A 24,444-nucleotide genomic window follows, 5' to 3' on the forward strand; every position below is an offset into this window, starting at 1 on the left:
GAACCAGGGGGCGCCGGCGCTTGGATTTTACCGAGAGCCCTGTCGGAAGTGGCGCGCACGCACTTGGTCGAGGTATGACGGATCCTGCTCGGAAATCAGGCTCTCAAGATAGGTCTTGCCGTCGGCCGAGGCTGACCGGTACGCGCTCACGAGCGCCGGTCTGAGGGCTGGCCGCTGCGTGACGACCAGATTCACGTCGCGCTTGATCAAGTCGCGAAATTCCGGCTCCCGTACCACAGCATCTGTAGCGAGCGCGACGGATAGGCGCAACGGCAGCAGATCCAAATCGTTCGGTGCAGTGTAGTATGACATCTTGAGCAGTGCTGCCGTGCCAGGCTGGGGCGAACTGTGCTTGGACGCCGCCAGCATGAGCCAAATGTCTCCGCGGAGCGGCGACGAGCGCAATGCGCGAGCAAGCGTATTCGAAAGTTCTGGAAGAGCCGTCTCTTGCTCGCCCGCAATCGAAGTCGGTTTCGATATCCCGTTCGGCCATGCTGCAGTCGACACAATCTTCGATAAGGAGGGTCGACCACCAAGATACCACTCAGGCACGACCAGCCACAGTGCCTGCATCATCAGCGTGATCCCTAGCACCACCAGAGTGACCCGGGGCCAAGCGGCGAAAAGCGCTGACGCGAACTTGGGGTAAGAAGCTGGAACTGGATCTGCAACTCGGTCGGGCGCCCCCTTCGATTCCAAAGATAGGGAATCTCGCCCTGCGCCGGGAATGCTTTGACCGAATGCAAGTCCGAAAAGCACGGCGGCCGAAAGCGACGCACCCAAACCCAGAACTCCATGGTCGGCAAAGGCGAGGATCATCAGCGCAATTGCAGCTGCGGCCCCCAAGGCTGGATATGAGTAATCATGAACTCGCGACAGAGAACGCCAGATCAGAACACCTGCGCCTAGAATTACAACAATCAGGACGGTACAAAGAAAAACCCACCCCATGTCTATAACGACGGTGGCGGCGGCGGTTGGCCGCTCTCGCGAGGCGCTGGCCCCAGCGTCCCGATAAATCGGCAGCAGGACCGTCGAAGCGCCTGCACCGGATCCCGCCGGCCCGACATCCTGCAGCATGCGCTCGGTTGCAGTCTGGCTGCTCGTCGATAACGCAATCGTCGGATCAGTGTTCGTTCTGAGCGGAAGGAGGGTAAGAGTGGAAATGAAGATGATCATGGCGGCGGCCATGACGCCAGCGGTGCCCCACACGCCCAAGAACCACCTGCGAATAGCGAACACCGAGAGCAACAGTCCCGATCCGAGGAGGGCGGCAACGATGGAGGCCAAGTTGCCTCGAATGAGCAGCGCGGCCATGCAGACGGTCATCGTGATGATCGCGGCTAACAGAGCGGGGTAGGGGGCCGACGCTATTGTTTCTGGTCGACGGAGCCTCCGCAACTGATCGACCGCGCGTATCGCCGAGGCGGTAGACACCAAGACGCCGAGTACCACAAGGGTCGCACCATCGGGGCCAGCGGCGCCATTAGTTTCCTTGCTGAACCACAGAGCCGTAGCAATCGTAGTTAGCGACAGTAAAAGATATAGGACTTGGGCTGCGCGAATCCGGTCAAGCGCGACGACCGCAGTGACGAGGGCTGCGGCGAGGACGGCGCAATACTGCACGAGCGAGAACATGGTCGCCCCAGTATCGACCGTGATTATTTCGGCGAGGGGCTCGTTCAAGGCCGTCGATGCAGTTGCCCAGATGGGATTTCCCAGTGTGCCGATTGGCAAGGGCACTGCCTGCAGGGCCATCAAGAACGCCGGAGTCGCAAGAATAATGACCAGGCCCGGCCGGAGCAGCTTGGCGAGCCCGAGCGAGGAGGCCGGTAGAAAAATCGCCACGATCAGCGACGCCGTCGCAAGTACGAAGGCTACCATCACCCAACTTCGCAAGTCTTCCGGCATTGCGAGCGCCGCGGCAATCGCCACCAATTCGGCCAACATGACAAGCCGGATGATCATCAAACACCATCGTGTGGTGCGGCCACTCCGCTGTCCGCTGGCCGGAGAACGTGCAGGCCGCTGGAGACAGATTCAAGAGCCGGAAAGACCATAACGGATGTAGTGGCTATCATGATAGTAGTAGCTCCGATGACCATCGTATCGGGCCATTGCTTTAGTATCTGTTTTGCTGAGGACAACTCCGATCAGTGAATCTTGGATGTTGGGAGCCGTGTGCAGTGCGTGCTGCACAACATCGATTTTGGTCCGACCCCATTCAACGACAAGGATGTAGCAATCTATGAGAGATGAGGTGGCCCGGACATCAACTAACGGAGTTAGGGGAGGAAGGTCGACGATGATATAGTCATATTGGGTTCGCAAACGGTCGAACAGCTTGCTTATCGCCTCGGCGCAGAGGATTTCGCTGGTGTGAAGCAGAGGTCCTCGCCGCACGGCGGGCAGAAATGCAAGATTGGTCGTCGGATCCCGCCAGATTGCATCGGCGAGCGATCGGCTCCCGTTTGCGACCTCGATAATTCCGCAGGCTGCCTTGGGCGCAAAGATGGAAGACAATGAGGGATTCCTGAGGTCGCAATCGACGATGATGGCTTTCTTGCCGGCGTGGCCGATCAATTGCGCGAGCGAGGCTGCAATTGTGGTCTTTCCCTCATTGGGTAGGGCCGAGGTAATACCGATCACCTGCGAGGAGATCTTCTCCGGATTGTGGTCGATGGCAAGCTTGATAGAACGAATTGCCTCGGTATATCGAGAAAGTGGCATCCCAACCACGGTCCGATGGATGGCGGTGGGGGCTGAAACTATGCGTTGCTGAACATCATCTTCGGTTTTCTGGAGTCGAACTGCCGGTTTCTGAGATTTGCGGCTCGGCAAGAACGGGACCATAGAAAGACAAGGCAATTCCAGCACGGTCTCCACTTGTGAAGAGGTACGAAAGACGCGGTCCATGAGGTCTCTGAGGAGCGCCAAGCCAATACCGAGTGCGAGACCACCAAAAATGCCGAGCGCCAGCACCAATCGTGATTTCGGCTTGCTCTTGCTAGATGGCGGCGAAGCGGGGAAAAGCACCCGCGTTTCCGAGATGGGAAATGTCTCCTGCTGCGCGGAGCTCATGTAACGCTGCAGGAAGGTCTCATACAGGCTGCGTAAGCCTTTTGCCCGGCTCTCAAGATCCTTGATCGTCAGCTCGGCAGAGTTGACCGAACGGGATTGAGCAACGGCCTTCGCGAGCTGCTTTTCGATTTCTTCCTGGCGCTGCTTCGCAAGCTCGAATTCACTTCGACTGACTTCAGCAAGTCTCCTGACTTCATCGAAAATGGAAACGCGAAACTCTCGCGCGCGGTTCCGGACATTGACGACCGCCAAGTGATCGCGGCCAACTCTTGCCGTCAATTCTGCCTCACGTCGGGTGAGTTCGAGATATTGCTGGCGCAGCGCCGTGATGATGGCGCTGTTTAGCCCGTCGCTTCCGATAGCGTCCAGATCGAGCATCGAGGACGGCTTCTTCGGATCGAAGGAAGCAAGGAGGGTTTCGTAACGAGACAGCTTAGCCGTAGCTTCGGATGTCTGGGCACGCGCAACGGCCAATCGACTGTTGATTTCCGTGATCTGGTGCTCGTCGATGAGGCGTCCGTCCAGAGAGACAATGTTGTTTTGACTCTTGTAGACGTCGACAGCACGTTGTGCGGCGAGGGCTTGGTCTCCGAGATCCCGCAGCCTATCTTGCAGCCAGCTTGTTGCCCGGCGATTGGCGTCGAACTTTGCATTGAGCTGATCGGCAACGTAGGTGTTGGCTATCGCATTGACGATCTCGGCGGCTCGACCTGAAGAACTCGAATTGAAGCTGATTTCAAGGACGTTGCTGTATCCGACACGTGACGCGGAAAGCCGACTAAGGAATGCATCGATAACGTCGTCCGATGGCTCGCCATGCCTACCGGATGGCGCGTCCTTCGTCGATTCGGTCCGGGTCCATGATCGCACTCGCTGCCAGAGCGAGTGTAGGGATGGCGCCGACGCGTTGAAGTCAGGATCGTTGGTTAGCTTCAACTGGTCGATTACCGCAGCAGCGGTGGCCTTCGATCTCACGAGCTGGATCTGCGTCTCGATTTGATTGAGATCAAAAGGCGGCTCGGCGAGAAGTGACTGCTGCTGGACAAACTGGGCCCGCTGATTGGCTAACAGGATCTGGACCTGCGCCGTGTAGGTCGGAGATGCCAGTCGGAGATAAAGCAGGCTAATCGCAATGACCAGTGCAGCGGTAACAAGGATTACCAGATACTGACGCCGCAACAGTCCGATACCGAGATTGATGATCTCGGTGATCCCCCCGCCGTCGGTCTGGCCGGATGGGGTCAAGTTCACCGGCAATCGTAGCCTGTCCGTGTCTTTGAGGTTGTTCTGAAGCATCACGTACCTGTCTCGACGGGTGGGTCGTTGCGGCCGTCCGCTCGCAGGGCTCATTCGAGGAGATCTGCAGCCGGCGGGCGATTATATATCTGATAAAAATCATATTGCCAAATTAAATAAATGATATATTAGTAGTCTCAAGAAAAAAATCTTGTTGCGGTCAATCCGTGTGAATTTGGGTCGCTAAAGTTGATATATTGCCGATACTTACAATATAATTGGCCGTTACAACCCAAATTAAATAGAGCGTCTGGGCGTGAGCCGGAGGCGCGGAATATTAATTCCGTGCATTATGGCCTCCGCATCGAAGCCAATTCGTGTTTGGACGGGCAGGAGAGTACTCGATGCTGGAATCACGATCCTTGGCGATCCCTGATGTCAAAGTAATTCGCCCGGATCGGTTTTCCGACGCCCGCGGTTACTTCTCTGAGACTTTCCAGCGATCGACCTTTGCGCAGAAGGGAATCCTCCATGACTTTGTTCAGGATAATCAGTCCTGCTCGAAGCGCATCGGGACGGTACGCGGCCTGCATTTTCAGCGTCCGCCTTTCGCGCAGGCCAAGCTGATACGGGTGTTGAGCGGCGCCATTCTCGACGTCGCGGTGGATCTCCGGCGTTCATCGCCGAGTTTCGGCAAGCACATCGCCATTCAATTGGATGGTGAAAGCGGCGAGCAGGTTTTCATTCCGAAGGGATTTGCGCATGGCTTTTGCACGCTGCAGTCCAATACCGTCGTCCTCTACAAGGTCGACCAGGTCTACGCCCCGAGCCATGACGGTGGCGTCTATTGGGCCGATCCAGCGCTAGAGATTGAGTGGCCCGTGACAACCTCAGAGGCTCAGTTGTCGCCGAAGGACCAGATCCTTCCTGCGCTGAGCCAGCTCGGTTGCGTGTTCGACTGATGGAGGGCGAGTAAATGCGTATCTTGGTGACGGGCGGAGCAGGCTTTATCGGTTCTGCGGTGTGTCGTCGTTTGGTGCTGCAGACCGGTGCCGCAGTGATCAACGTTGACAAGCTGACATACGCAGCCAATCTGGCATCGCTTGCCAGCGTCGAGAGACTGGAGCCCTATGCGTTCCTGCAGTCCGACATCTGCGATCGCGAGGTCATCGATCTTGCGTTCGCCGACTACGAGCCGGATGCGATCATCCATTTGGCGGCAGAGAGCCACGTCGATCGCTCGATCAATGGGCCCGGCGCATTCGTCAGCACCAACATAGTTGGCACCTACACGCTACTGGAGGCCGCCAGAACCTACTACGAACGCCTGCCGCTTCCGAGGCGGAAGCAGTTTCGCTTCGTCCATGTGTCGACAGACGAAGTCTACGGCTCGTTGGGCCCGGACGATTTGTTTCGGGAGGACACGCCCTACAGACCGAGCTCGCCGTATTCGGCGAGCAAGGCTGCATCGGACCATCTCGCGCTCGCGTGGTTTCGAACCTATGGCTTGCCGGTCATCGTGTCGAACTGCTCGAATAACTATGGACCGTACCAGTTCCCGGAGAAGCTCATCCCGCTGACGATCCTCAACGCGATCGACCGAAAGCCTTTACCGGTTTACGGCGACGGCAAAAATATCCGCGATTGGCTTCACGTCGATGACCATGCGGCTGGCTTGATAAGACTGCTGCACGAAGGGAAACCGGGCGAGAAGTACAATTTCGGTGGAGATGCGGAGCGATCCAACATGGAGGTTGTCACCCAAATCTGTGACGTGCTGGATCGATTGTCTCCATCGACGAGCATAAGACGATCTCTCATCACATTCGTGCCGGATCGTCCGGGGCATGATGCGCGCTACGCAATCGATGCGTCAAAGGCACGTCGTGAGCTCGATTGGAAGCCGACGAGAACTTTCGAACAGGGGCTGGCGGAGACCGTGGGGTGGTATCTCAAGAACCGTGCGTGGTGGGAGCGTACCCGTCGCGGTGCCTATGACGGCTCGCGTCTCGGTCTCCTGGCCGCCCAACACTGAGGTGAAGACGATGGTGCGCCCCATCCTCATTGTCGGCCGAAATGGTCAGTTGGCAAGGTGTCTTCGTGAACTTGCCGCAATGCGCAGTCTGCCCGTGGTGGCTCTCGGGCGCCCGGAACTGGATCTGGAGAACCGCGAGGGGATCGATAAGCTCATTGCTTCAATCGGACCGTCCGCGATCATCAATGCGGCCGCTTATACGGCGGTCGACCAGGCCGAGTCTGAGACGGCGAAGGCGTTCAGCATCAACCGCGATGGTGCGGCGGCATTGGCGGATGTTGCATGGCAGATGAATATCCCGCTCATTCATCATTCGACCGACTATGTCTTCGACGGCTCGAAGCCAGATGCATACGATGAAAGCGACATTCCCGCACCTTTGAACGCCTATGGAGCGTCGAAGCTGGCCGGTGAAGCTGCTGTACTGGCAGCGCACCCCCTCGCGACGGTGATCAGGTGCTCGTGGCTTTACAGCCCCTATGGCGGCAATTTCGTCCGAACGATGCTGCGGCTGTGTGAGACGCAGCAGATTGTTAGGGTGGTCAGTGACCAACATGGCAATCCGACCTCTGCATTCGATCTCGCGGAGGCTGTCCTTCAGATCGCAGAGCGGTCGGCAATGAACGATCGCAGGGCGACGGCCGGCATCTTTCATCTCGCGGGCCAAGGCGAGACGAACTGGCACGACTTTGCACGAGCAATCTTCTCTGAGCGCTCCCGTCTTGGAGCGAGAGTTCCGACGCTGGAGGCGATCACGACGGAGGAGTTTCCGACCGCTGCCCGCCGACCTCGGAATTCGCGCCTCGACTCATCCAAGGCCGAACGCGTGTTCGGGGTTCGATTGGCGCCGTGGCGCCATGCATTGAAAGCTTGTCTGGAGCAACTGGGAGAAACCGATGCTGAAGGGAATCGTGCTGGCCGGCGGCAGCGGAACGCGCCTTTATCCGATCACGCGCGTGGTCAGCAAGCAGTTGCTCCCGATCTATGACAAGCCAATGATCTATTATCCCCTGTCGACGCTGATGTTGGCGGGGATTCGTGAAATTCTGATCATCACCACGCCCTCTGACCGGTGTCAGTTCGAGCTGTTGCTGGGTGACGGCAGCCAATGGGGCATTCGGCTCAGCTACGCGGAACAAACACGCCCCGCCGGTCTCGCTGACGCCTTCATAGTTGGTGCCGATTTCATCGGAGATGATCGTGTCGCGATGGTGCTCGGGGACAATATCTTCTTCGGCGATGGTCTGAGTGATCTGCTTGCCAGGGCGGCAAGACGCGAGCAAGGAGCCACGGTTTTTGCCTATCACGTCCGAGACCCTGAACGATATGGAGTGGTCGCGTTCGATGCGGCGGACCGCCCGGTATCGATCGAAGAGAAACCCAAACGGCCGGCTTCGAACTGGGCGATCACGGGGTTGTACTTCTTTGACAATCGCGTCGTCCGGTACGCTCGCCGCGTCGAGCCATCATCGCGCGGCGAGCTCGAGATTACCGATCTTCAGATGCGTTATCTTTCGGCAGGTGCGCTTCACGTTGAGCGTATGGGGCGGGGTTTTGCCTGGCTGGACACCGGCACGGTCGAGTCTCTCATCGATGCAGGTACGTTCGTGCAGACCCTGGAGAAGCGGCAGGGAATGAAGATCGCCTGTCTCGAAGAGGTTGCCTTCAGGCTTGGCTTCATCAATCGAAATCAACTTCTCGCGCTGGCGCGACCGCTGGAGAAGAGCGGCTATGGCAAATATCTCAGCGAAATCACGGCGCTCCCGCAATTTGCGTCCCAATAGCGGTGGGGCCCCCGATGTCTAGACCGCAACTTGCACCATAGGAGATATGTATGCACGCCGAACTTTATACAGACGGAATTGAGGAAATCACCGTCAGCGGAACCATCGTCCGCGTCGATCTAGTCAGTCTTTCACCAACCGAACGCGACGACAGCAATGCCCCCAAGCGAGTGTTTTCTCAACGACTGATCTTTTCGGTCGAGTCCTTCGCCAATTCGATCGACGTGATGCAGAAGGCACTGCAGGGGCTGGTTGACGCGGGTGTAGTGCGTAGGAACTCACCAGTTGAGGTGCAAAATGCCACGTCGGGATCGCGTGATGCGATGTCGCCTAACACACGGCCTGTGAATGTCTCTTCAAATTTCCGCTGAAATCGACGCCGCCGACGGCGTGAACGACCACGTGGCGGGCGCGCCGGGGCAGGCAACGCAGACGGCATTAGAATGTCTGTCTAAGATCGCCGGTCATCATGGTATCGACTTGCCGGTCGAACGCCTGAAGCACGCCTACGCCGTGGCCGCTCCGCCGTCGTTGCGTCTCCTGTTGCGCATGGCGCAGGACGCGGGCCTGCGCGCGAAAAGCACGAAGCTAGATTGGGGCGCATTGATACGCCTCGGTGAGGCCTATCCGGCGCTGGTTCGGCTCGCAAATGGCAACTGCATCGTGGTTCTTGGTACGGAACGGAGCGCTGAGGGCTCTGATGTCGTCTGTGTCTTCGATCCGCTCGCCGACCGCAAGCACGAGGTCTTGGTTGTTGACAGGGAGCGATTCTGTGCCCGATGGGCCGGTGACACGATCCTGATCAAACGCGAGCAGACGGTTCGGGATGGTCGGAAGAGTTTCGGCCTACGGTGGTTCGTACCGGAGTTGCTTCGTCAATGGCGATTGTTCAGGGATGTCGCGATCGCCGCCATCCTGCTCTATGCTTTGGGCCTCGTTATTCCGATCTTTTTCCAGCTCGTTATCGACAAGGTTCTGGTTCATGAGAGCTTCACCACGCTGTACGTACTTGCGGCAGGAGCGGCCGTAGCGCTCGTCTTTGACGCGATATTCGGTTTTCTGCGGCGCTACCTGCTGCTCTATGCGACGAACAAGGTCGATATTCGAGTTGCCACGAAGACCTTCGCCCATCTTCTCGGGCTGCCGGTCACCTTCTTCGAGCACATGGCCGCGGGGGTGCTGGTCAAGCACATGCAGCAAGCGGCCCGCATCCGAGAATTTCTGACCGGGCGACTATTCCTGACGAGTCTCGACGCGCTCTCGCTTTTTGTCTTCTTGCCGGTCCTTGCACTCTACAGCGTCAAGCTGACGCTGATGGTTCTCGCGTTCACCGCCGCCAGCGGTGCTGTCGTCGGCCTGCTGATGGGGCCTTTCCGGCGACGTCTTTACGATCTTTACCAAGCGGAAGGCGCGCGGCAGGCTCTGCTCGTCGAAACAGTTCATGGTATGCGCACCGTGAAGTCGCTTGGAATGGAGCCCGTGCAGGGCGGGGTCTGGGATAACCGCTGCGCACAGTCCGTGGCCATGCGCTTTGGTGTCGAGAAGATTTCCGCAGGCGCCCAGGCGCTCACCGGATTTCTCGAAAAACTCATGACGCTTGGAATCATAGCGCTCGGAGCACTCGATGTCTTCGCTGGCGAAATGACGATCGGAGCGCTGGTCGCCTTCAATATGTTGGCCGGGAGGGTCTCCGGACCATTGGTTCAGCTCGTGACCATGGTGCACGAGTACCAGGAAGTTGCTCTCGCCGTGAAGATGCTTGGCGAGGTCATGAATCAAACACCAGAGCGTGATGGTAAGAAAGATGGGCTGCGGCCTGACTTCGCCGGGAAAATCGAGTTCGAGAGTGTTTCTTTTCGTTATGGAGCTGAAGGGGCGCCGGCGCTCGAAGATGTCTCTTTCACCGTCGAGCCGGGTTCGATCTTCGGGATCGTCGGCCGGAGCGGCTCTGGGAAAACGACGCTCACACGGCTGATCTCGGGCATGTATCCGGTGCAGCAGGGACTCTTGCGTATCGACGGGTATGATGCGAGGGAGCTCGATCTGGCACATCTGCGCCGAAACCTCGGCATTGTCCTGCAAGATAATTTCCTGTTCCGCGGAACGGTCCGCGACAATATCGCTTGCGTAAAGCGTGATGCGACCTTTGCCGAGGTCGTCGCCGCGGCCCAGCTCGCCGGCGCTGACGAGTTCATCGAGCGGTTGCCGCGCGGCTTCGACACCCAGCTCGAGGAAGACGCTTCGAACCTGTCCGGCGGGCAGAAGCAGCGGCTCGCGATAGCGAGAGCGCTGATCGTCAATCCACGAATCTTGATCTTCGACGAAGCGACGAGTGCACTTGATTCCGAAAGCGAGATGATCATCAAGCGCAATCTGCGTCGTTTGGCGGCGGGGCGCACGGTGATCATCGTCTCGCATCGGCTGTCGATGCTGACCGAAGCGAATCAGATCCTGGTGATGGACCGCGGCCAGATCGTCGACGTGGATCGCCACGATCACCTCCTGTCGAAATGCACGATCTACAGGCATTTGTGGAATCAACAGATGAAGCAGATTGCATGAAAGAGACGACCCAAACACGCACGGATAGCAAGCCGGACGGTCTGGTCCCCGCCAGATCGGTCGAGCGACGGCAAAAGCCATTCAGGTCGACACCTAGGCGAATGCCAGTGGTCGCTGAGTTTCAATCGGATGCAACCGAGGTCGAGCAGCAAGCGCCCCCGCGGCTCGCTCGGATCACCCTTTACGGTTTACTTGCACTGGTTGCCTTCGCGGTCGCCTGGGCGTCCGTTTCGCAAGTCGAGATGATCGTCACAGCACAGGGGAAATTGACGACGACACGTCCCAACCTGGTTGTGCAGCCTCTGGAAACGTCGGTCATACGCGAGATCCACGTCAAGGCCGGTGATCGCGTCAACCGCGGCGACCTTCTGGCGACCCTCGATCCGACTTTTTCACAGGCGGATTTCGACCAATTGCGCGGCAGAGTGGCTGGGTTCGATGCGTCGATCGATCGCCTGGGCGCCGAACTGAACGGGGCCGAGTATACAGTCAAGGACCTCACCAATGCAGATCAGATCCTCCAGGGAAAGTTGTTCTTGCAGAGGAAAGCCGCCTATGAGGCGCAAATCCAGAACTACGACGCCCAGATCGCGTCGGCTCGGGCCAATCTGAAGACGGCGCAGGACGAGGAGGGCGTACTCCTTCAGCGGCTCGATACGATGCGCTCGATCGAAGCCATGCGCACCGCCTTGATGGACAAGGAAGTCGGTTCGAGGTTGAACTTTCTGCTCTCGCGTGATGCACGGCTCGACGTTGAGAGCAATCTGGCGCGTGTTCGCGGCAGTATCGCGGATACGACGCATCGGCTGGAGAAGGCCCGTGCAGACCAAAAGGTCTTTGCCGAGGAATTTCGTCGCACCACGTTTCAGGAGCTGGTGGAGACATTGCCGAAGCGCAATAGCGCGGCAGAGGAACTGAAGAAGGCCGAACTTCGTCGACAGCTGATCGTTCTTCAGGCGCCGGCAGATGCGGTGGTGCTCGACATCGCGAGCAGAACGGTCGGCTCGGTGGTCCGCGAGGCAGAGACGCTATTTGTCCTGGTTCCCCGTGATGTGCCGCTTCAGGCGGAAGTCAACGTCGAGGGCCGGGATATCGGGCAGGTCGCGCTGGGGCAGGCAGTCCGTATCAAGTTTGAAGCGTTTCCTTTCCAGAAGTATGGAACTGCAACGGGGGAAGTCCGCGTCATCAGTCAGGATACGTTCTCGCCGGATACGAAGGCGGAAGGTGCGCGCCGTGCGCCCGCACCCTATTACCGCGTACTGGTCGATTTGTCGGACACGCACCTTCGGCTGCCGGCTGAGCGCATTCAAATGATTCCGGGTATGGCAGTGACCGCCGAACTGAAGGTCGGCAAGCGCACCGTGATTTCCTATTTCCTCTACCCATTGCTACGCGGATTGGATGAAAGCATCCGCGAGCCTTAACGAGGGCGCTCTGATCGGTTCATGCGCAGATTAAAGGATTGAGCTGAGCGAGTAGGAGCCAGCGCGGTAGCGAACGATACAGATCTGAAGGTAGAAAAGCATGCCCGGTGTGACCGAAAGCCCGTTTCGAATACTTGTCGCCGTCACCTTTCATTTCCGAGAGTCTCGCCTTCAATACCTATTTCAAGTCCTTCGATCGCTTTGCGAATATCCCGTGGAAGCTTTGGATGTTGTCATCATTACGAACGCTGACCAGGACGAAGACCTCAAGCGAATCAGAGACTTGAGTGCACCGCTTTTCAGGTCCTTGCCCGCGCGGTCAGCGTTGTCAACAAAAAGCCTTTCGATTGAGAGCTTTCCGAAACTTGCCAATCCATGGCTCTTGCCCTGGAGTCATAAGCATCTTGTTTCGGAGAGGTTTCTAAGCGCCGAGTCCGCCTATACTCATTTCATATACGTCGAAGATGATATTCTGCTGTCTTTCGAGAATTTCTGCTACTTCACCCATTATCGAGAAATGCTCAAGGAGCGAAGGCTGATACCATCTTTCCAGCGCATCGAGTACAACGACGCCGATAATCATCTCTATCTCGTTGATCAGGTCGGTGTGGTTGATTTTAACGCGAGAAATCGTGTGGATATGGATGGATATGCTTTTGTCAACCTGGACTATCCATTCAACGCGATGTTCATCTTGGACCGCGAGCTCGCACTGGAATATGTGGAGACGCCTTCGTTCGATCGCGAGCGCAGCAAGCTGGTGCGGCCAGAGTGGGATGTTGCTTGTCGCGCGGCAATGGGCTTGTGCTTTGAAAACCCTCCGGAGGGCTTTCGTGCTCGTTACGTATCACCCGTCGATCCGAGCGCCCTGATTACCCCATCTTGGTCCTGGGTTTATCACTTGCCCAACAACTACGCGAAGGATCGCCTAAAACCGTTTGCCAAGACGCGAGTAGATCAGCAATTTAGCTCGGAAGCTGATGTGGCTTGCTGGCGTCCGGCTTCCAAGGTTGTTGAATATCTCGCGTTGATGCGAGGCAAAAAGCGCTCAAACGGGCCGGAGCTTTCATTGTGACTGTTATCAGCGGGTGGTGCGCCTAGCCCGCTTTTGCTCCATCGTCAGTCGCGACCTGCCATCGGATTGCTTGCTGTACCATATGACGATCGCTCAATTGGCCCAGCATAATGTACTGTCGTGCCAGGTAGTGCCGTAACAGGCCTAGGCTGAAGAAGTTGAAGATCTTTGCTCTTCGCTCCATTCCGGAGATAAGGGCATCCGTGACTTTCAGGCCTGCATCGCTTAGAAGCTTGATCGCGGTATCTTCTACGAAGAATTTGAGATGAGTACGATCCATGATGCCCGCTTCTTGATAATCGAAACGGCGTTGCAGCAGCAGAGGCAATGAAACACTGAAGTGAGCTATGTTCGGAACCGAAATGATGACGCTGCCTCCGGGATTCAGTGTCTTTGCCAGCCTTTGAAGGGTCGCGCTTGGATCAGGAAGATGTTCGAGAACATCGAGCAGGAGGATGAGGTCGTACTTCTTGAGCTGTACGATGATGTCGTCCACGGGACCGATAATCGCCCGGTCAACGTTCCGCTCCAGTTCGTCCAACAAGCCCGGATTGATCTCGACCCCAGTCGTTTTAGCGTTTGGGTAATAGCCCTTCAGCCATTTAAGCGTGGCGCCGGCGCCGGCTCCTACTTCTAATATGCTGCTACATTCCTTCGGCAAGAGCGGGTGAATTTCGCGTCGCACCCAGTGGAAATAATCCATTTTTCGATGACTCCAGAATGCTCATTGCCCCTTTTGGTCACGATAGAAGCGTCCGAATCACTTTCATGACAGAGTCGTCGCCGGCCTATCGAGAGAAGGGGCTTTTGTTCTGCCATTGTCCCCATTGCGCTTCTCGAACACGGCATACCCGTTCCGGAGAGCCGGATTTTCGTCCGTCACGCGATGCCGTCCTTCGCGCTTCAGGCGTCGGTAGATAGCATGAATGCGAACATCGCTGACGTCGTCGAGCAGCACGTACTTTGCCTCTCGCAATAATTCATACAGCGCTTCGTAGAAGCCGTCCTCCTGAACACGAGCAGAGCCATTAAACATCAACAGGTCAAAGCTTGTGACATTGTTGTCGTCCTTTATGCTCCTTATCGCGTTCCGGAAATGCTCTGCCATGTCGCCAGGATCAAGGTGGAGGGGCCCATACCATTTTACACAATCCTCCTCCAGCCCGGGGGCGCCAACAACAGGACCTCCACTGCCTCCGCCAATTTTCAAGCAAACCAGGCGGGATTGTTCTTCCCGTGCTCTGAATCCCGCTATGAGCGCTTGAGTCCCGCGCCAGCGCCGGTCAGCGCCTACGACCAAGGCCGCGCCAATTTTCTCTCCGCGAACAAGATCATGGATTAGTCCATAGAACTCGTCATTTCTACTGCTCGAGAGATGATGCGGCATAAAGTATCCGTACCTTGCCTCGGCGCCATAGAGACCACGCTTGACCAACTGCTTGAGGCCAGCCCGCATCTTGTAGGTGCGAAGCCGCCACTCAAAGTACCTTGTCTTCCCTTGAGGCGGTAAGATCCAGGAAGCATTGAAACGTTCGCCGTTGTTCTCCTGCCGAACCGCGACATTGCAATTGTTCAGGTCTGCTAATACGGCACTGCCGCGGTTCAAATAGTGCCTTATCTGCTCCGCCAGATCACTTCGCTTGCATGCGGTAAGCATGTCGGACAGGCTCGTGAACCAAGCCTGGTCATTGCATTGTGGCAGTTGGTGAATGCTCCGTCGGTGTACTCGCCGCTCGCCAACGTCTGCAGGAGGCGCGATCGTTCGTCCAGAGAGGATCGCCACTGCACGCCGGGCTCGATTCAATTCCTCATGGTCGAGCCAGGGAAATTGGTTGGCGCATCTGACGGCTTCGGCGACATCGTTCGAGCAGAGTGTCGCAATAATGAAATACGCCCATTCAACGGGATCAGGATCCGCTGCTCGGTACTCGGAAAGAGTGAATTGAATTGGCTCGGATATCCAAGAGAGCGCTCTCCTCGCATTGCCTTTGTGCAAGTCGCAAAGCGTAAGTCGTAACTTCGGTTCAGGCATCCACGGGATATACTGTGCGCACTTCAAGTAGAGGCGCTCTGCGTCTTCGTAGTTTCGCTGCGCTAGTAGTCGGTCGCCCTGCTGCAAAAGACGTAGGTGTAAACCTCCGGGCACAACGCCTGCAACATTGCTGGTGGGCGAAGCATCCACAAGGCGAAGCGGTTCGAACGGGCCAGGCTGAACGATCCTCTGGTGCGGTTGCGCGGCCTTGTTGAGTTCATACCATTGGAGGATCTGGTTGCGTTGCTTCATCGTGTGCGAGCTGTGAACCAAGTCGAACCCTGCTTGAACAATCGCTTCGAGTGCATCTTGGTTGTTGAACAGAAAGGATAGCTTGTCCAACACGTCGTGCTCATCGGCAAACACGCAATTGACCATATCGATGAAGCCTGCGGCCTGGAGTGCTGGAGACGGCTCTGTGATCAGGCATGATTTGCAGGCGGGTATCTCAAAATGCTTGCGGACGACTTCCTTTGCCAGTGTCCCGCAAGACGGTACGAACACGGACGCGTTCAACATTCGCGCGTACGGTTCGCCGACCCTTATTTGTTGCTGCTCCCTCTTAGGTGCATAGCCAGGATGATTGCAAATCAAGGAGGAATAATTCTTCGAGATTAGGCGCATCATCCGCTGTCGCCAGGGATAAAGAGCTGTGTTGTTTCCGGCGAAGAGCACTGGGATGCTCTTCCAAAGGCCGTAGTCACGATAGAGGTCAGGATCGACGGAATTGGGCCAGAAAAATAGAGAATCCGAAATGGCCGGTGTATTCTCGGCTGCCGCAGTTGCTATGGCGAAATACGTGTTGATTCCCAGATGCTCCATGTCGGACAAGAATCCTGCGCGACCGCAGCAGAAGGCATCTGAATTGAGGAGGCCAAGTTTCGGAATGTCCGCGTTGGCGCGCGCGTTGCTTACCCTTGGGCGACGGCAAGAAGGAAACGGAACCCCGCCTTCGAAAAGGGTCAAATCCGGCTGGTGAACATCGCAGATATGCGCATAGTCACAATCGTGATCTACGACTACGACATTGAAGAACTCTGAGAGACACCTGACGTGTTCTCTCTTGTGCGCCAGAAGAAAGGCAGGCAGCTCGTCGTCATACTTGTATTGAAAGAAGACTAGCTTAGGCTTTGGATCAAAGGTAGCCATCGGGTCCTCTGAGCAAAGTGCGATCGCAGCGCTCGGACGAGTTCGTGGAATGAGCAGCGGTCACCGGCATATTGCCCTAGTGAGAGCGTTGGCAACGTAGCGCATATCGTCTTCGGTCATTTGCGCGTAGATTGGAAGCAGGATCGAATGATCCTGCGCGAGTTCGGACCGGCGCAGTTGATGGCGGTGCTTCTCAGCAGCATAAGGCGCTTCGCGGTGCGCGCACATGATTCCACGTCGGGTCGCTATGCCCTGGTCGAGCAGCGTCTGCATCACGCCTTTTTGATCAAGTCTATCGGGCAGGCGCACACAGTAACTCTGCCAGTTGGACCTGGCCCAAGCAGGCTCTGCTGGCAGTCGCAGTCCCTCTAGGTTTCCGAGTAGCTCGGCGTATCCGAGCGCGACAGCGCGGCGCCGCGCGACCAATCCCGGAAGGCGCTCCAATTGCTTGCGGCCGACGGCGGCCTGTATGTCAGTCATTCGGTAATTGTAACCCACGACGAGATAGTCTTCGAAAAGGACCCGCGGTGAGCCATGCCGCACCGTGTCCGGAATGCTCATGCCGTGCTGCCGGAGCAGCCGGAACTTGCGATCAAGCTCCGGATCGGCGGTGGTCAACATCCCACCCTCGCCAGTCGTGATCACCTTGCGTGGGTGAAACGAGAAGCAGGCGATACGTCCATGCGGCTTGCCTATGCGTTCCCATTCGCCGCCTGTTGAGATCTCACTGCCGGCCGCGCAGGCGGCATCCTCGATGAGGGCAATCCCTCTGCGCTTGGCGATCGCCGTAAGCGCAGCCAGGTCGCAAGGAATGCCCATTTGATGAACGGCGATAATCGCGCGCGTGCGATGGGTAATCGCGTCCATCACCTGGGTGGGGTCGATATTGTAGGTCTCCGGATCGATATCCACGAAAACAGGGGTCGCGCCTTGGTATCGTATCGAGTTCGCCGTCGCGATGAACGAATGGCTCGCAGTGATGACCTCGTCGCCGGGGCCGATATCGAGTGCCGCCAGAGCGAGCTGCAGGGCCGTCGTGCAATTTGAAACAGCGCATGCGAAGGGAGCGCCGACGAGAGCAGCGAATTCCTGCTCGAAGGCAGTCACCTGCGGACCTTGAGACACCCAACCCGACAGGACGGCTGCGCGCGCCGCCTCTGCCTCTTCATGGGCCAGCAGCGGCAATGCGATCGGAATCACGACACAGCCGCCTGTCGCTGATGGCCAGCCGTGATTTCGCGCTCGGCGCGCCACCATTTGACGAGCTCTTGCAGGCCCTGGTCAAGCCCGGTGCTGGCCCGAAAACCCAGCAGGCGTTCGGCTTTTCCGATTGAGGCCAGCCGGCGCGGTACGGGATTGATGGAACGCTCCGGCGCAAACTCCGGGAGCATTCCTTGTCGTCCCATCACCGATGCGAGCGCCGTCGCAAGTTGCACCAGGCTGGTTTCCGTTCCGGTGCCCACGTTGAATACCTCGTCCGTCACGTTCGCCCTTGCGGCCACAATATTGGCGCGTGCGACATCCCGAACGTGGACGAAATCCATGGTCTGTAGGCCGTCGCCGAAAATGATCGGAGGCAGCCCGGCCTCCAAGCGCTCCATCCAACGGATCAGAACTTCGGTGTATCGTCCGTGTATGTCCATGCGGCTGCCATAGACATTGAAATATCGAAATGCCACATAGTCGAGACCGTACATGTCATTGTACGCGCGCAGCAGCCCTTCATTAAACGCCTTCGCGGCCCCATAGAAGGTCCTGTTGTTGTAGCAGTTTTGTCGCTCGCTCGTCGGAAAATCCTCCGCCATGCCATAAACCGAAGCCGAGGACGCCGCGACGATCTTCTCAATGTCGTGCTTGATGCACATCTCCAGAAGATCGAAGGTGGCATCCACCATGACCTGCTTGGCAAGGCGAGGTTCGGCTGCACAATGTGTGATGCGCAGTGCGGCTTGGTGAAAGACGATGTCGGCGGCCTGGATCAATGCTTCCATCAGTTTGCGATCGCAAATATCGCCGTGAACCAGTCTCACCGGCCCACGCCCGAGCGCGCGCCGAAGATTCTCCGGCCGTCCCCTGATCATGTTGTCGAGGGCCACGATTTCGATGCACCCCTCGTCGCAGAGTAGATCGACGATGTGGGAACCAATAAATCCCGCCCCGCCGGTAACCAGAACGCGTTTCCCCTTGAGATCGATCAAGACGCTCTCCTGTTTTGCGACTATGTCATGACGCCTTACGGATGCTTCGCTCGTTTGTTGACGGTGCTGCCGCGCTCCTCAATGCCGCTACAACTTCGTCCGTCCGCTCCAGCGGCAGCTCCGGGTAGATCGGAAGCGAGAGGAACTCTTTCGCGAGCATCTCAGTCACCGGAAGATCGCCAGCGCGATAGCCGAGCTCTGCATAAGCTCTCTGCAGATGCACCGGAACGGGGTAGTGAATTCCGACGCCGATACCGGCATCACGCAACAGGGCCAGCGCTTCGTCGCGGTGCTCCAACCTGACCGCATAGACGTGATACACGTGGCGAGCATGCTCGGGCGGACGGGGCCGCGCCAATGGGAGATCGGAAAGCAGTGCGTCGTATCGCTCAGCGAGCGATCGGCGCGCTTCCGTCCAGCTCTCGATGTAGTCCAGCTTGACGTTCAGTATCGCGCCCTGGATCTCGTCCATGCGATAATTGTATCCGGGAATGACGTGGTCGTATTTCGCTTCCTGTCCCCAATCCCGCAGCAGTGACACGCGGCGCGCGAACTCGGGCCGATCCGTTACGACGGCCCCACCCTCGCCGAATGCGCCGAGATTCTTGCCGGGGTAGAAACTGAAGCAGCCCAGATCGCCGATCGAGCCCGCGCGGCGCCCTCGGTATTCCGCGCCGTGCGCCTGCGCGGCGTCCTCGATGACCACGAGGCCGCGACGTCGCGCGATCTCCATGATGGGATTCATGTCGGCCATCAGGCCGTGGAGGTGAACCGGCAGAATGGCTTTGGTTCGCGGCGTTATCGCAGCTTCGATCAGGCCGGGATCCATCGTCCATGTGACAGGGTCAACGTCGACAAACACTGGCTTGGCGCCGCTGTAGAGAATGGCCGCCGTTGTCGCGACAAAGGTCATGGATACCGTGATGACTTCGTCCCCGGCGCCGACTCCAGCCGCCAGCAAGGCAAGGTGAAGTGCCGAGGTGCCGGTGTTCACCGCCCGGCAATGGGTGGTCTTGCAATAATTCGCAAAGCGCTCCTCGAAGGCTGTGAGCTCCGGTCCGAGCACAAAATGCCCGCTGCTGATGACCCTCGCCACCGTGGCGTCGATTTCCGGCCGGATACTGAGGTACTGAGCTTTCAAATCAAGAAATGGTATCAAGGTATAACCTTCCAGTTTGTCGAGCCATTTATTCAATATAAAAAGGTTGGATTTAAATCAACTGGTAAAAATTATATATTTAATCGCAGCGGATCGCCTGGACACCTGCTCACGTCTCAACCTTAGCTCGAGATAGAATTTGAGCGGGTACTCCGGTTACGATCGCTCCTGGTGGAACGTCCTTTGTCACCACCGCGCCGGCGCCGACCGTCGCTCCTGCGCCGACGGTCACGCCACACAGGATAGTTGCATTCGACCCGATGGATGCTCCCTTGCCGACATATGTGCGCTGCAATACCCAGTCGGAGGATGCTTGGGGGCGGCCCTCTGCCGTCGTCGCCCTGGGATACTTGTCGTTCGTGAACATGACGCCATGTCCGACGAAGACTTCGTCGTCGATGGTCACGCCCTCGCAAATGAAAGTGTGCGATGATATTTTGCAACGCGCACCGATCGATGCCCCGATTTGGATTTCAACGAAGGCCCCGATCCTGGTCTCGTCTCCGATAGAGCAGCCATAGAGGTTGATTAGCTCCGGATGGAAGAGTTTGACTTGCCTGCCGAGCTTTACGTCTTTTGTGACGGACATCTCATCTCCAATATCGTCTATGACGTTATAGGGCCGAACGCGACGGTCGAAGTCTTGGTGCGGCACGCGCGAGGCCAACTACGGCGAGATGGACCTGACGCAGCAGCGGGTGTCCGGTCAATATCAGCCCAAGGCTCCAGCAAAGCGCCGCAGCACACATCCCCAACACCAGGCCGGCAAGGGATGTCAGCACCCCGGATTCTGCCAGCGCCGCACAACTGGCTACGCCGAACGTGGTCGCCGCCGTGACGAGACCGCTCCTTGTCAACGCGCGAAAAACATCCTTTGGGCCGAAGTGTAGATGCCGCCCGATGAAGTAGATCGCGACCGTAGCCTGAAACGGCAGTGTCAAGAGTGCGGATGCGGCGACAGCCTCTACACCGAAGAAAGATGCCCCGAAAATCACGAGGAGCGAGGGCGGTAGTGAGATGAGGGAGGAGATCAATGCGTCCCGCACGCTTCCGACGGCTACGAGTATGGGATAGCTCAGGCATGCTGCAAAAAATGCCAGGTTTGCGATGCACAGCAGGCGCACCAGAGGTACGACTTCCAACCATGTCTCGCCCAGCCAAATTGCGATAATTGGCCGCGCCATGATCGCCACGAAGATTAGGAACGGCCAATGCACGGCGGAAAGCAGCTCAATCGCGTCAAGGTAAACAGCCTTGAGGTCTTCGCCGGCCCGGCGTCTGGCGACAATCGCCGGCATGATCACGGGGGTTAACACCTGCGTGACGAGTTTGTCGAAAACTTGTGTCAAGGTGATTGCGCGGCTGTACAGACCGACGGATGCGAACCCAAGAATTCGTGCAAGGAACAGTTGAGGGGCGAGGTTGTAGAAGACGTTGATCACGCTGACCCCGCTGGAATAAAGGCCGAAGCCGACGACTTCGCGATATTCGGCGAGCGAGGGACGCAGTGCGCCAAAGTCACGATGACTAGCGAGCAGCGTCAAGGTCAGAGCGACGTTTCCCGCAAAGGCGCCCCAGACGGGGGCCATGAAGCTGAATCCTGCCATTGCGAGTCCGATCGAGACCAGGGCAACCGCGGCTCCGGCTACGAAGTTGCAAATGGCTAGCGTGCCGAATTTCATGTCTCGACGCATCAAGGCAGAAATTGTCCCGGAAAAAGGTACAAGGAGAAAGTTCAGCGCTGATACCTCGATGCCCGTCTTGAGATTGGCCTCGGCGAAAAGATCTGAGAGCGTACCAGCAAGAGTAAACAGGAGAAGGGCGATCGCTGCCGAGATCCCAAGTGTGATCGTAAAGGCAGAGCGGACGTGTTCTGCAGACAATTCGCGCTTTTGAATGAGATAATTGCCGCCCCCGAACTCTTGGACGGATGCTCCGATGACCGCCGTGACGGCACTAACGACCGCATAGACCCCAAATTCCGCCGGCGACAGCAAGCGGGACAGAACCGCGGTGGCGACAAAGAACAGCGCGAGGCTGCCGTAGCGATCGGCCGCGGAAAAGAGGATGGAGCGTTGTACCGGATGCATCGCGGATCGTCGCTGTGGGTCGAGTGGAATGCTACCCATTGAACGGGTTAGGCCATCGCTCTCGTCTGCTCCCGGATCCAGCGCGGCTCGCGTTTCAGAAAAATTGGCTTTCCGTGCTCGGCGATCGAGCGCGACGCCGCCTCCAGGACCTCGATCACTCGTAGTCCAGACATGCCGCTGGAAATCGGTGTCGCTCCGCTATGCACACAATCGACAAAGTGGTCGACCTCGATCTGAAGAGCCTCATTGGGGGAGACGTGAGGCGCCCACATATCGCCAGCTCGATATCCGATCCGTAATTGATGGGCATTGTCGGAGGGGCCGTCGATGGTGATACCCTTATCATACACCTTGATCTTTTCGGTCGGTTCAAGATCGTCGTAGACAATCATCTTCTTGTTGCCTCCGATGAACGTCTGGCGGACCTTGATCGGCGAGAGCCAGTTGACGCTCACGTGGGCCACGCATGCGCTGTCGAAAAACAATGTGATGTGGGCCATGTTTTCCGGAGAGCCGGCCACATGGCATGACCCTGTCGCTGAAACCGCGACGGGCTCTTCGTCCAAGATATAGTGGATGATCGAAATGTCGTGCACCGCCAAGTCCCAGATCACGTTAACGTCGCTTTGGAACAGGCCAAGGCTCGAGCGTGTGCTGTCGTAGTAATAGACATTGCCAAGCTCCTGCTTGAGCAAGAGCTCGCGGATCTTCTGCACGGCAGGCGTGTAGAGAAAGGTATGGTCGACCATCAACGTTAGGTTGCGCTGAGCAGCCTCATCAATCAGACGCCGGGCCTGATCCGAACTTTGTGCAAGCGGCTTTTCCACCAGCACGTGCTTGCCGGCCTTGAGGGCCGAAAGGGCAAGTTCATAGTGAGTATGAACGGGTGTTGCGATGGCGATTGCGTCAATGGCTGGATTCTTGAGGAGGTCGTGATAGGAGGTTGTCGTTACTAGGCCAGGATACAGCCGCTTGCTCGCCGTGAGCTTATGCGAGTCGAGGTCACTGAGGCCGACCAGGCGCACTCTAGGGTGAGAAGCGAAATTGCGGACGAGGTTTGGTCCCCAGTAGCCGTATCCGATAACGCCGACGCCGACGGATCCATTTGACATCTCTAGTACCATTTCTCTCTATGAAAGCTGACAGCGCGTCTCATCTGAGTTCAGGCAAAATCAGACTTCGAAATCGTTGAGACGGCGAATGGGGCAGGGGTAGCTGTCGCGTGCCGGGCCAAACCCGCCCGCCGCAATATTGCTTGCCAAGTGGCCAAGTTCTTCTGAGGAGCGATGATTGACCGCGCGCCCTGCGAAACAGCCATCAAAATCGTGGAACGTGGGTCTATTCATCAGGTACTCACCCGTCTCTTTAAAAAATCATTATGCGGAATTATAACCATTTGAAATGGAAAAGCCAGATTTAAATATAATGCGTCTGTCAATATTAAACCGCGGCCGCCTACGCGCCGACGCTCCATGCCGGCGATTTTGCTTGAGATGAAGCTCAATCCACGCCATCGTCGGTATCAGCGGGGATTTGCGTTCCTTTCCGCGCCCCGAATCGCGTGGTTAATATTAATTTGTTAAGATGATATTTTTTGCCGTTGATTTAAATCTGCGCCTGATTTAAATATTTGGGATCAGCGCCGCTGCGCTCATTGCAGCTGAGGACCGAACGAAGTCGTCATGAGGCTTGCCGAACCTGCTGCCTCACATCTGATCCATCCCGACCTGGCCAGCAATGATCTCGATAATCGTCCCAGCTCACAACGAGAGTTCTGTAATCCCTCGGTTGTTGGGCCAATGGGACTGCGATCGGGCCTCGGACGAGATCGGCGTGGTCGTTGTCTGTAATGGGTGCACGGACGACACCGCGAAAGTCGCTCGCCGCTTCGGTCCAACTGTCGAGGTTGTCGAAACCGATATCGCAAGGAAGACTCACGCCCTGAACGTCGGCGATCAGGTCTCGGGCGCGTTTCCGCGGATGTATGCTGATGCCGATATTGTTATTACCCTCGACGCTATTCGCGCTCTCGCACGGCGTCTTGAGAAGGGCGACGTTTTGGCGGTAGCGCCAACGGCTGATATCGATCTAACGGGCTGTTCTTGGCTGGTCCGCAAGTACTACACGGTTCGATCGCGGCTGCCTTCCTCGCGCGAAGGTATCGGCGGTTCCGGCGTCTACTTCTTATCTGAGGGGGGACGCAGGCGGTTCGGGCAGTTTCCAGACGTCATTGCCGATGACATCTATGTTCGCCTTCAATTCAAGGCGGAGGAACGCGAGACACTTCCCGACGTCAGATCGACAGTATTTCCAGCGCGCACAATCACGCAGCTTATCGGGGTCAGAAGTCGCGCCTATGCCGGGGTGTTTGAAATTGCGCGCCGCTTTCCCGAGCTCTCTGTGAATAGGAGCGAAACCAACCACCGATCGCTCATTCGATTATTCAGGGAACTGCGCTTGTGGCCGGGCTTGTTGATTTATTGTTATGTCAATTTTCGTGCTCGATTCCAAGCGAAAAGGTCTTCTCGTGTCCAAGCTGCCGTGTGGCAACGAGATGACTCGTCACGTCGAACGTTATCCGCCGGCTCGCGCTCATGAACTCCGTCGATAGATCGAGTA

Annotated in this window: 19 protein-coding genes; 9 read left to right on the plus strand and 10 right to left on the minus strand. The window is 57.2% G+C overall.

Annotated elements, in window-relative coordinates:
• Window positions 1-27: 27 nt before the first annotated feature.
• Both BCCGELA001_RS10985 and BCCGELA001_RS10990 read right to left on the minus strand, forming a co-directional pair.
• Window positions 28-1,968 carry a hypothetical protein gene (locus BCCGELA001_RS10985; protein ID WP_008557331.1) on the minus strand — a complete coding sequence of 647 codons (1,941 nt, stop codon included), beginning with the start codon at window positions 1,966-1,968 and terminating at the stop codon, window positions 28-30.
• Window positions 1,969-2,040: 72 nt separating this feature from the next.
• Complete coding sequence (locus tag BCCGELA001_RS10990) at window positions 2,041-4,377, minus strand: AAA family ATPase (protein ID WP_060735290.1); 2,337 nt, start codon at window positions 4,375-4,377, stop codon at window positions 2,041-2,043.
• Window positions 4,378-4,721: 344 nt separating this feature from the next.
• Here BCCGELA001_RS10990 and rfbC point away from each other — a divergent pair, with 344 nt between their 5' ends.
• From rfbC to BCCGELA001_RS11025, 8 genes are all read left to right on the plus strand, one after another.
• On the plus strand, window positions 4,722-5,279 hold the full coding sequence (gene rfbC, locus BCCGELA001_RS10995; protein ID WP_060735291.1) for a dTDP-4-dehydrorhamnose 3,5-epimerase: 558 nt from the start codon (window positions 4,722-4,724) through the stop codon (window positions 5,277-5,279).
• Between the two features lie 14 nt (window positions 5,280-5,293).
• Window positions 5,294-6,352, plus strand: coding sequence for a dTDP-glucose 4,6-dehydratase (gene rfbB, locus BCCGELA001_RS11000; RefSeq protein ID WP_060735292.1), 1,059 nt, complete (start codon window positions 5,294-5,296; stop codon window positions 6,350-6,352).
• 10 nt (window positions 6,353-6,362) lie between these two features.
• Window positions 6,363-7,340, plus strand: a complete 978-nt coding sequence (gene rfbD / locus BCCGELA001_RS11005) for a dTDP-4-dehydrorhamnose reductase (RefSeq protein ID WP_083543506.1) — start codon at window positions 6,363-6,365, stop codon at window positions 7,338-7,340.
• Window positions 7,249-8,136, plus strand: a complete 888-nt coding sequence (rfbA, locus tag BCCGELA001_RS11010; RefSeq protein WP_060735294.1) for a glucose-1-phosphate thymidylyltransferase RfbA — start codon at window positions 7,249-7,251, stop codon at window positions 8,134-8,136. The genes rfbD and rfbA overlap by 92 nt, the downstream gene beginning before the upstream one ends.
• Window positions 8,137-8,186: 50 nt before the next feature.
• The gene (locus tag BCCGELA001_RS35880; RefSeq protein ID WP_083543327.1) at window positions 8,187-8,507 is read left to right on the plus strand and encodes a hypothetical protein; all 321 of its coding nucleotides are present in this window, start codon (window positions 8,187-8,189) and stop codon (window positions 8,505-8,507) included.
• Window positions 8,485-10,698, plus strand: coding sequence for a peptidase domain-containing ABC transporter (locus BCCGELA001_RS11015; RefSeq protein WP_236840854.1), 2,214 nt, complete (start codon window positions 8,485-8,487; stop codon window positions 10,696-10,698). Before BCCGELA001_RS35880 ends, BCCGELA001_RS11015 begins: the two co-directional genes overlap by 23 nt.
• A gap of 107 nt (window positions 10,699-10,805) precedes the next feature.
• Window positions 10,806-12,122, plus strand: a complete 1,317-nt coding sequence (locus BCCGELA001_RS11020; protein WP_060737599.1) for an HlyD family type I secretion periplasmic adaptor subunit — start codon at window positions 10,806-10,808, stop codon at window positions 12,120-12,122.
• Between the two features lie 100 nt (window positions 12,123-12,222).
• Complete coding sequence (locus BCCGELA001_RS11025; RefSeq protein ID WP_144441250.1) at window positions 12,223-13,197, plus strand: hypothetical protein; 975 nt, start codon at window positions 12,223-12,225, stop codon at window positions 13,195-13,197.
• A 22-nt stretch (window positions 13,198-13,219) separates the two neighbouring features.
• Here BCCGELA001_RS11025 and BCCGELA001_RS11030 read toward each other — a convergent pair whose 3' ends face one another.
• From BCCGELA001_RS11030 to BCCGELA001_RS11065, 8 genes are all read right to left on the minus strand, one after another.
• On the minus strand, window positions 13,220-13,900 hold the full coding sequence (locus tag BCCGELA001_RS11030) for a class I SAM-dependent methyltransferase (RefSeq protein WP_008557358.1): 681 nt from the start codon (window positions 13,898-13,900) through the stop codon (window positions 13,220-13,222).
• A gap of 63 nt (window positions 13,901-13,963) precedes the next feature.
• Window positions 13,964-16,378, minus strand: coding sequence for a glycosyltransferase family protein (locus tag BCCGELA001_RS11035; protein WP_008557360.1), 2,415 nt, complete (start codon window positions 16,376-16,378; stop codon window positions 13,964-13,966).
• A gap of 60 nt (window positions 16,379-16,438) precedes the next feature.
• Window positions 16,439-17,635 (minus strand): DegT/DnrJ/EryC1/StrS family aminotransferase, encoded by a 1,197-nt coding sequence (locus tag BCCGELA001_RS11040; RefSeq protein ID WP_060735295.1) that lies wholly within the window; start codon window positions 17,633-17,635, stop codon window positions 16,439-16,441.
• Complete coding sequence (locus tag BCCGELA001_RS11045) at window positions 17,575-18,576, minus strand: NAD-dependent epimerase/dehydratase family protein (protein ID WP_008557363.1); 1,002 nt, start codon at window positions 18,574-18,576, stop codon at window positions 17,575-17,577. Before BCCGELA001_RS11045 ends, BCCGELA001_RS11040 begins: the two co-directional genes overlap by 61 nt.
• Before the next feature lie 25 nt (window positions 18,577-18,601).
• On the minus strand, window positions 18,602-19,735 hold the full coding sequence (locus BCCGELA001_RS11050; RefSeq protein WP_060737600.1) for a DegT/DnrJ/EryC1/StrS family aminotransferase: 1,134 nt from the start codon (window positions 19,733-19,735) through the stop codon (window positions 18,602-18,604).
• Window positions 19,736-19,844: 109 nt separating this feature from the next.
• Window positions 19,845-20,324: an acyltransferase gene (locus tag BCCGELA001_RS11055; RefSeq protein WP_008557367.1), complete on the minus strand. Its 480-nt coding sequence runs from the start codon at window positions 20,322-20,324 to the stop codon at window positions 19,845-19,847.
• Window positions 20,325-20,349: 25 nt separating this feature from the next.
• Window positions 20,350-21,825: an oligosaccharide flippase family protein gene (locus tag BCCGELA001_RS11060; RefSeq protein ID WP_008557368.1), complete on the minus strand. Its 1,476-nt coding sequence runs from the start codon at window positions 21,823-21,825 to the stop codon at window positions 20,350-20,352.
• 47 nt (window positions 21,826-21,872) lie between these two features.
• Complete coding sequence (locus tag BCCGELA001_RS11065; protein ID WP_060737601.1) at window positions 21,873-22,937, minus strand: Gfo/Idh/MocA family protein; 1,065 nt, start codon at window positions 22,935-22,937, stop codon at window positions 21,873-21,875.
• 625 nt (window positions 22,938-23,562) lie between these two features.
• On the opposite strand from BCCGELA001_RS11065, the gene BCCGELA001_RS11070 reads away from it, so the two are divergent.
• Window positions 23,563-24,423 (plus strand): glycosyltransferase, encoded by an 861-nt coding sequence (locus tag BCCGELA001_RS11070; RefSeq protein ID WP_008557380.1) that lies wholly within the window; start codon window positions 23,563-23,565, stop codon window positions 24,421-24,423.
• Window positions 24,424-24,444 lie beyond the last annotated feature (21 nt).

This window comes from Bradyrhizobium sp. CCGE-LA001 (assembly GCF_000296215.2).
Lineage (GTDB): Bacteria > Pseudomonadota > Alphaproteobacteria > Rhizobiales > Xanthobacteraceae > Bradyrhizobium.

Bases quoted from the DNA above. Each gene is read 5' to 3' on its own strand.
- BCCGELA001_RS11015 (WP_236840854.1), top strand. From the start codon at position 8,485: ATGTCTCTTCAAATTTCCGCTGAAATCGACGCCGCCGACGGCGTGAAC.
- BCCGELA001_RS11025 (WP_144441250.1), top strand. From the start codon at position 12,223: ATGCCCGGTGTGACCGAAAGCCCGTTTCGAATACTTGTCGCCGTCACC.
- BCCGELA001_RS10990 (WP_060735290.1), bottom strand. From the start codon at position 4,377: ATGCTTCAGAACAACCTCAAAGACACGGACAGGCTACGATTGCCGGTG.
- BCCGELA001_RS11040 (WP_060735295.1), bottom strand. From the start codon at position 17,635: ATGGTGGCGCGCCGAGCGCGAAATCACGGCTGGCCATCAGCGACAGGC.
- BCCGELA001_RS11055 (WP_008557367.1), bottom strand. From the start codon at position 20,324: ATGTCCGTCACAAAAGACGTAAAGCTCGGCAGGCAAGTCAAACTCTTC.
- rfbC (WP_060735291.1), top strand. From the start codon at position 4,722: ATGCTGGAATCACGATCCTTGGCGATCCCTGATGTCAAAGTAATTCGC.
- BCCGELA001_RS11070 (WP_008557380.1), top strand. From the start codon at position 23,563: ATGATCTCGATAATCGTCCCAGCTCACAACGAGAGTTCTGTAATCCCT.
- BCCGELA001_RS11060 (WP_008557368.1), bottom strand. From the start codon at position 21,825: ATGCATCCGGTACAACGCTCCATCCTCTTTTCCGCGGCCGATCGCTAC.
- rfbB (WP_060735292.1), top strand. From the start codon at position 5,294: ATGCGTATCTTGGTGACGGGCGGAGCAGGCTTTATCGGTTCTGCGGTG.
- rfbA (WP_060735294.1), top strand. From the start codon at position 7,249: ATGCTGAAGGGAATCGTGCTGGCCGGCGGCAGCGGAACGCGCCTTTAT.
- BCCGELA001_RS11035 (WP_008557360.1), bottom strand. From the start codon at position 16,378: ATGGCTACCTTTGATCCAAAGCCTAAGCTAGTCTTCTTTCAATACAAG.
- BCCGELA001_RS11065 (WP_060737601.1), bottom strand. From the start codon at position 22,937: ATGTCAAATGGATCCGTCGGCGTCGGCGTTATCGGATACGGCTACTGG.
- BCCGELA001_RS35880 (WP_083543327.1), top strand. From the start codon at position 8,187: ATGCACGCCGAACTTTATACAGACGGAATTGAGGAAATCACCGTCAGC.
- BCCGELA001_RS10985 (WP_008557331.1), bottom strand. From the start codon at position 1,968: ATGATCATCCGGCTTGTCATGTTGGCCGAATTGGTGGCGATTGCCGCG.
- BCCGELA001_RS11030 (WP_008557358.1), bottom strand. From the start codon at position 13,900: ATGGATTATTTCCACTGGGTGCGACGCGAAATTCACCCGCTCTTGCCG.
- rfbD (WP_083543506.1), top strand. From the start codon at position 6,363: ATGGTGCGCCCCATCCTCATTGTCGGCCGAAATGGTCAGTTGGCAAGG.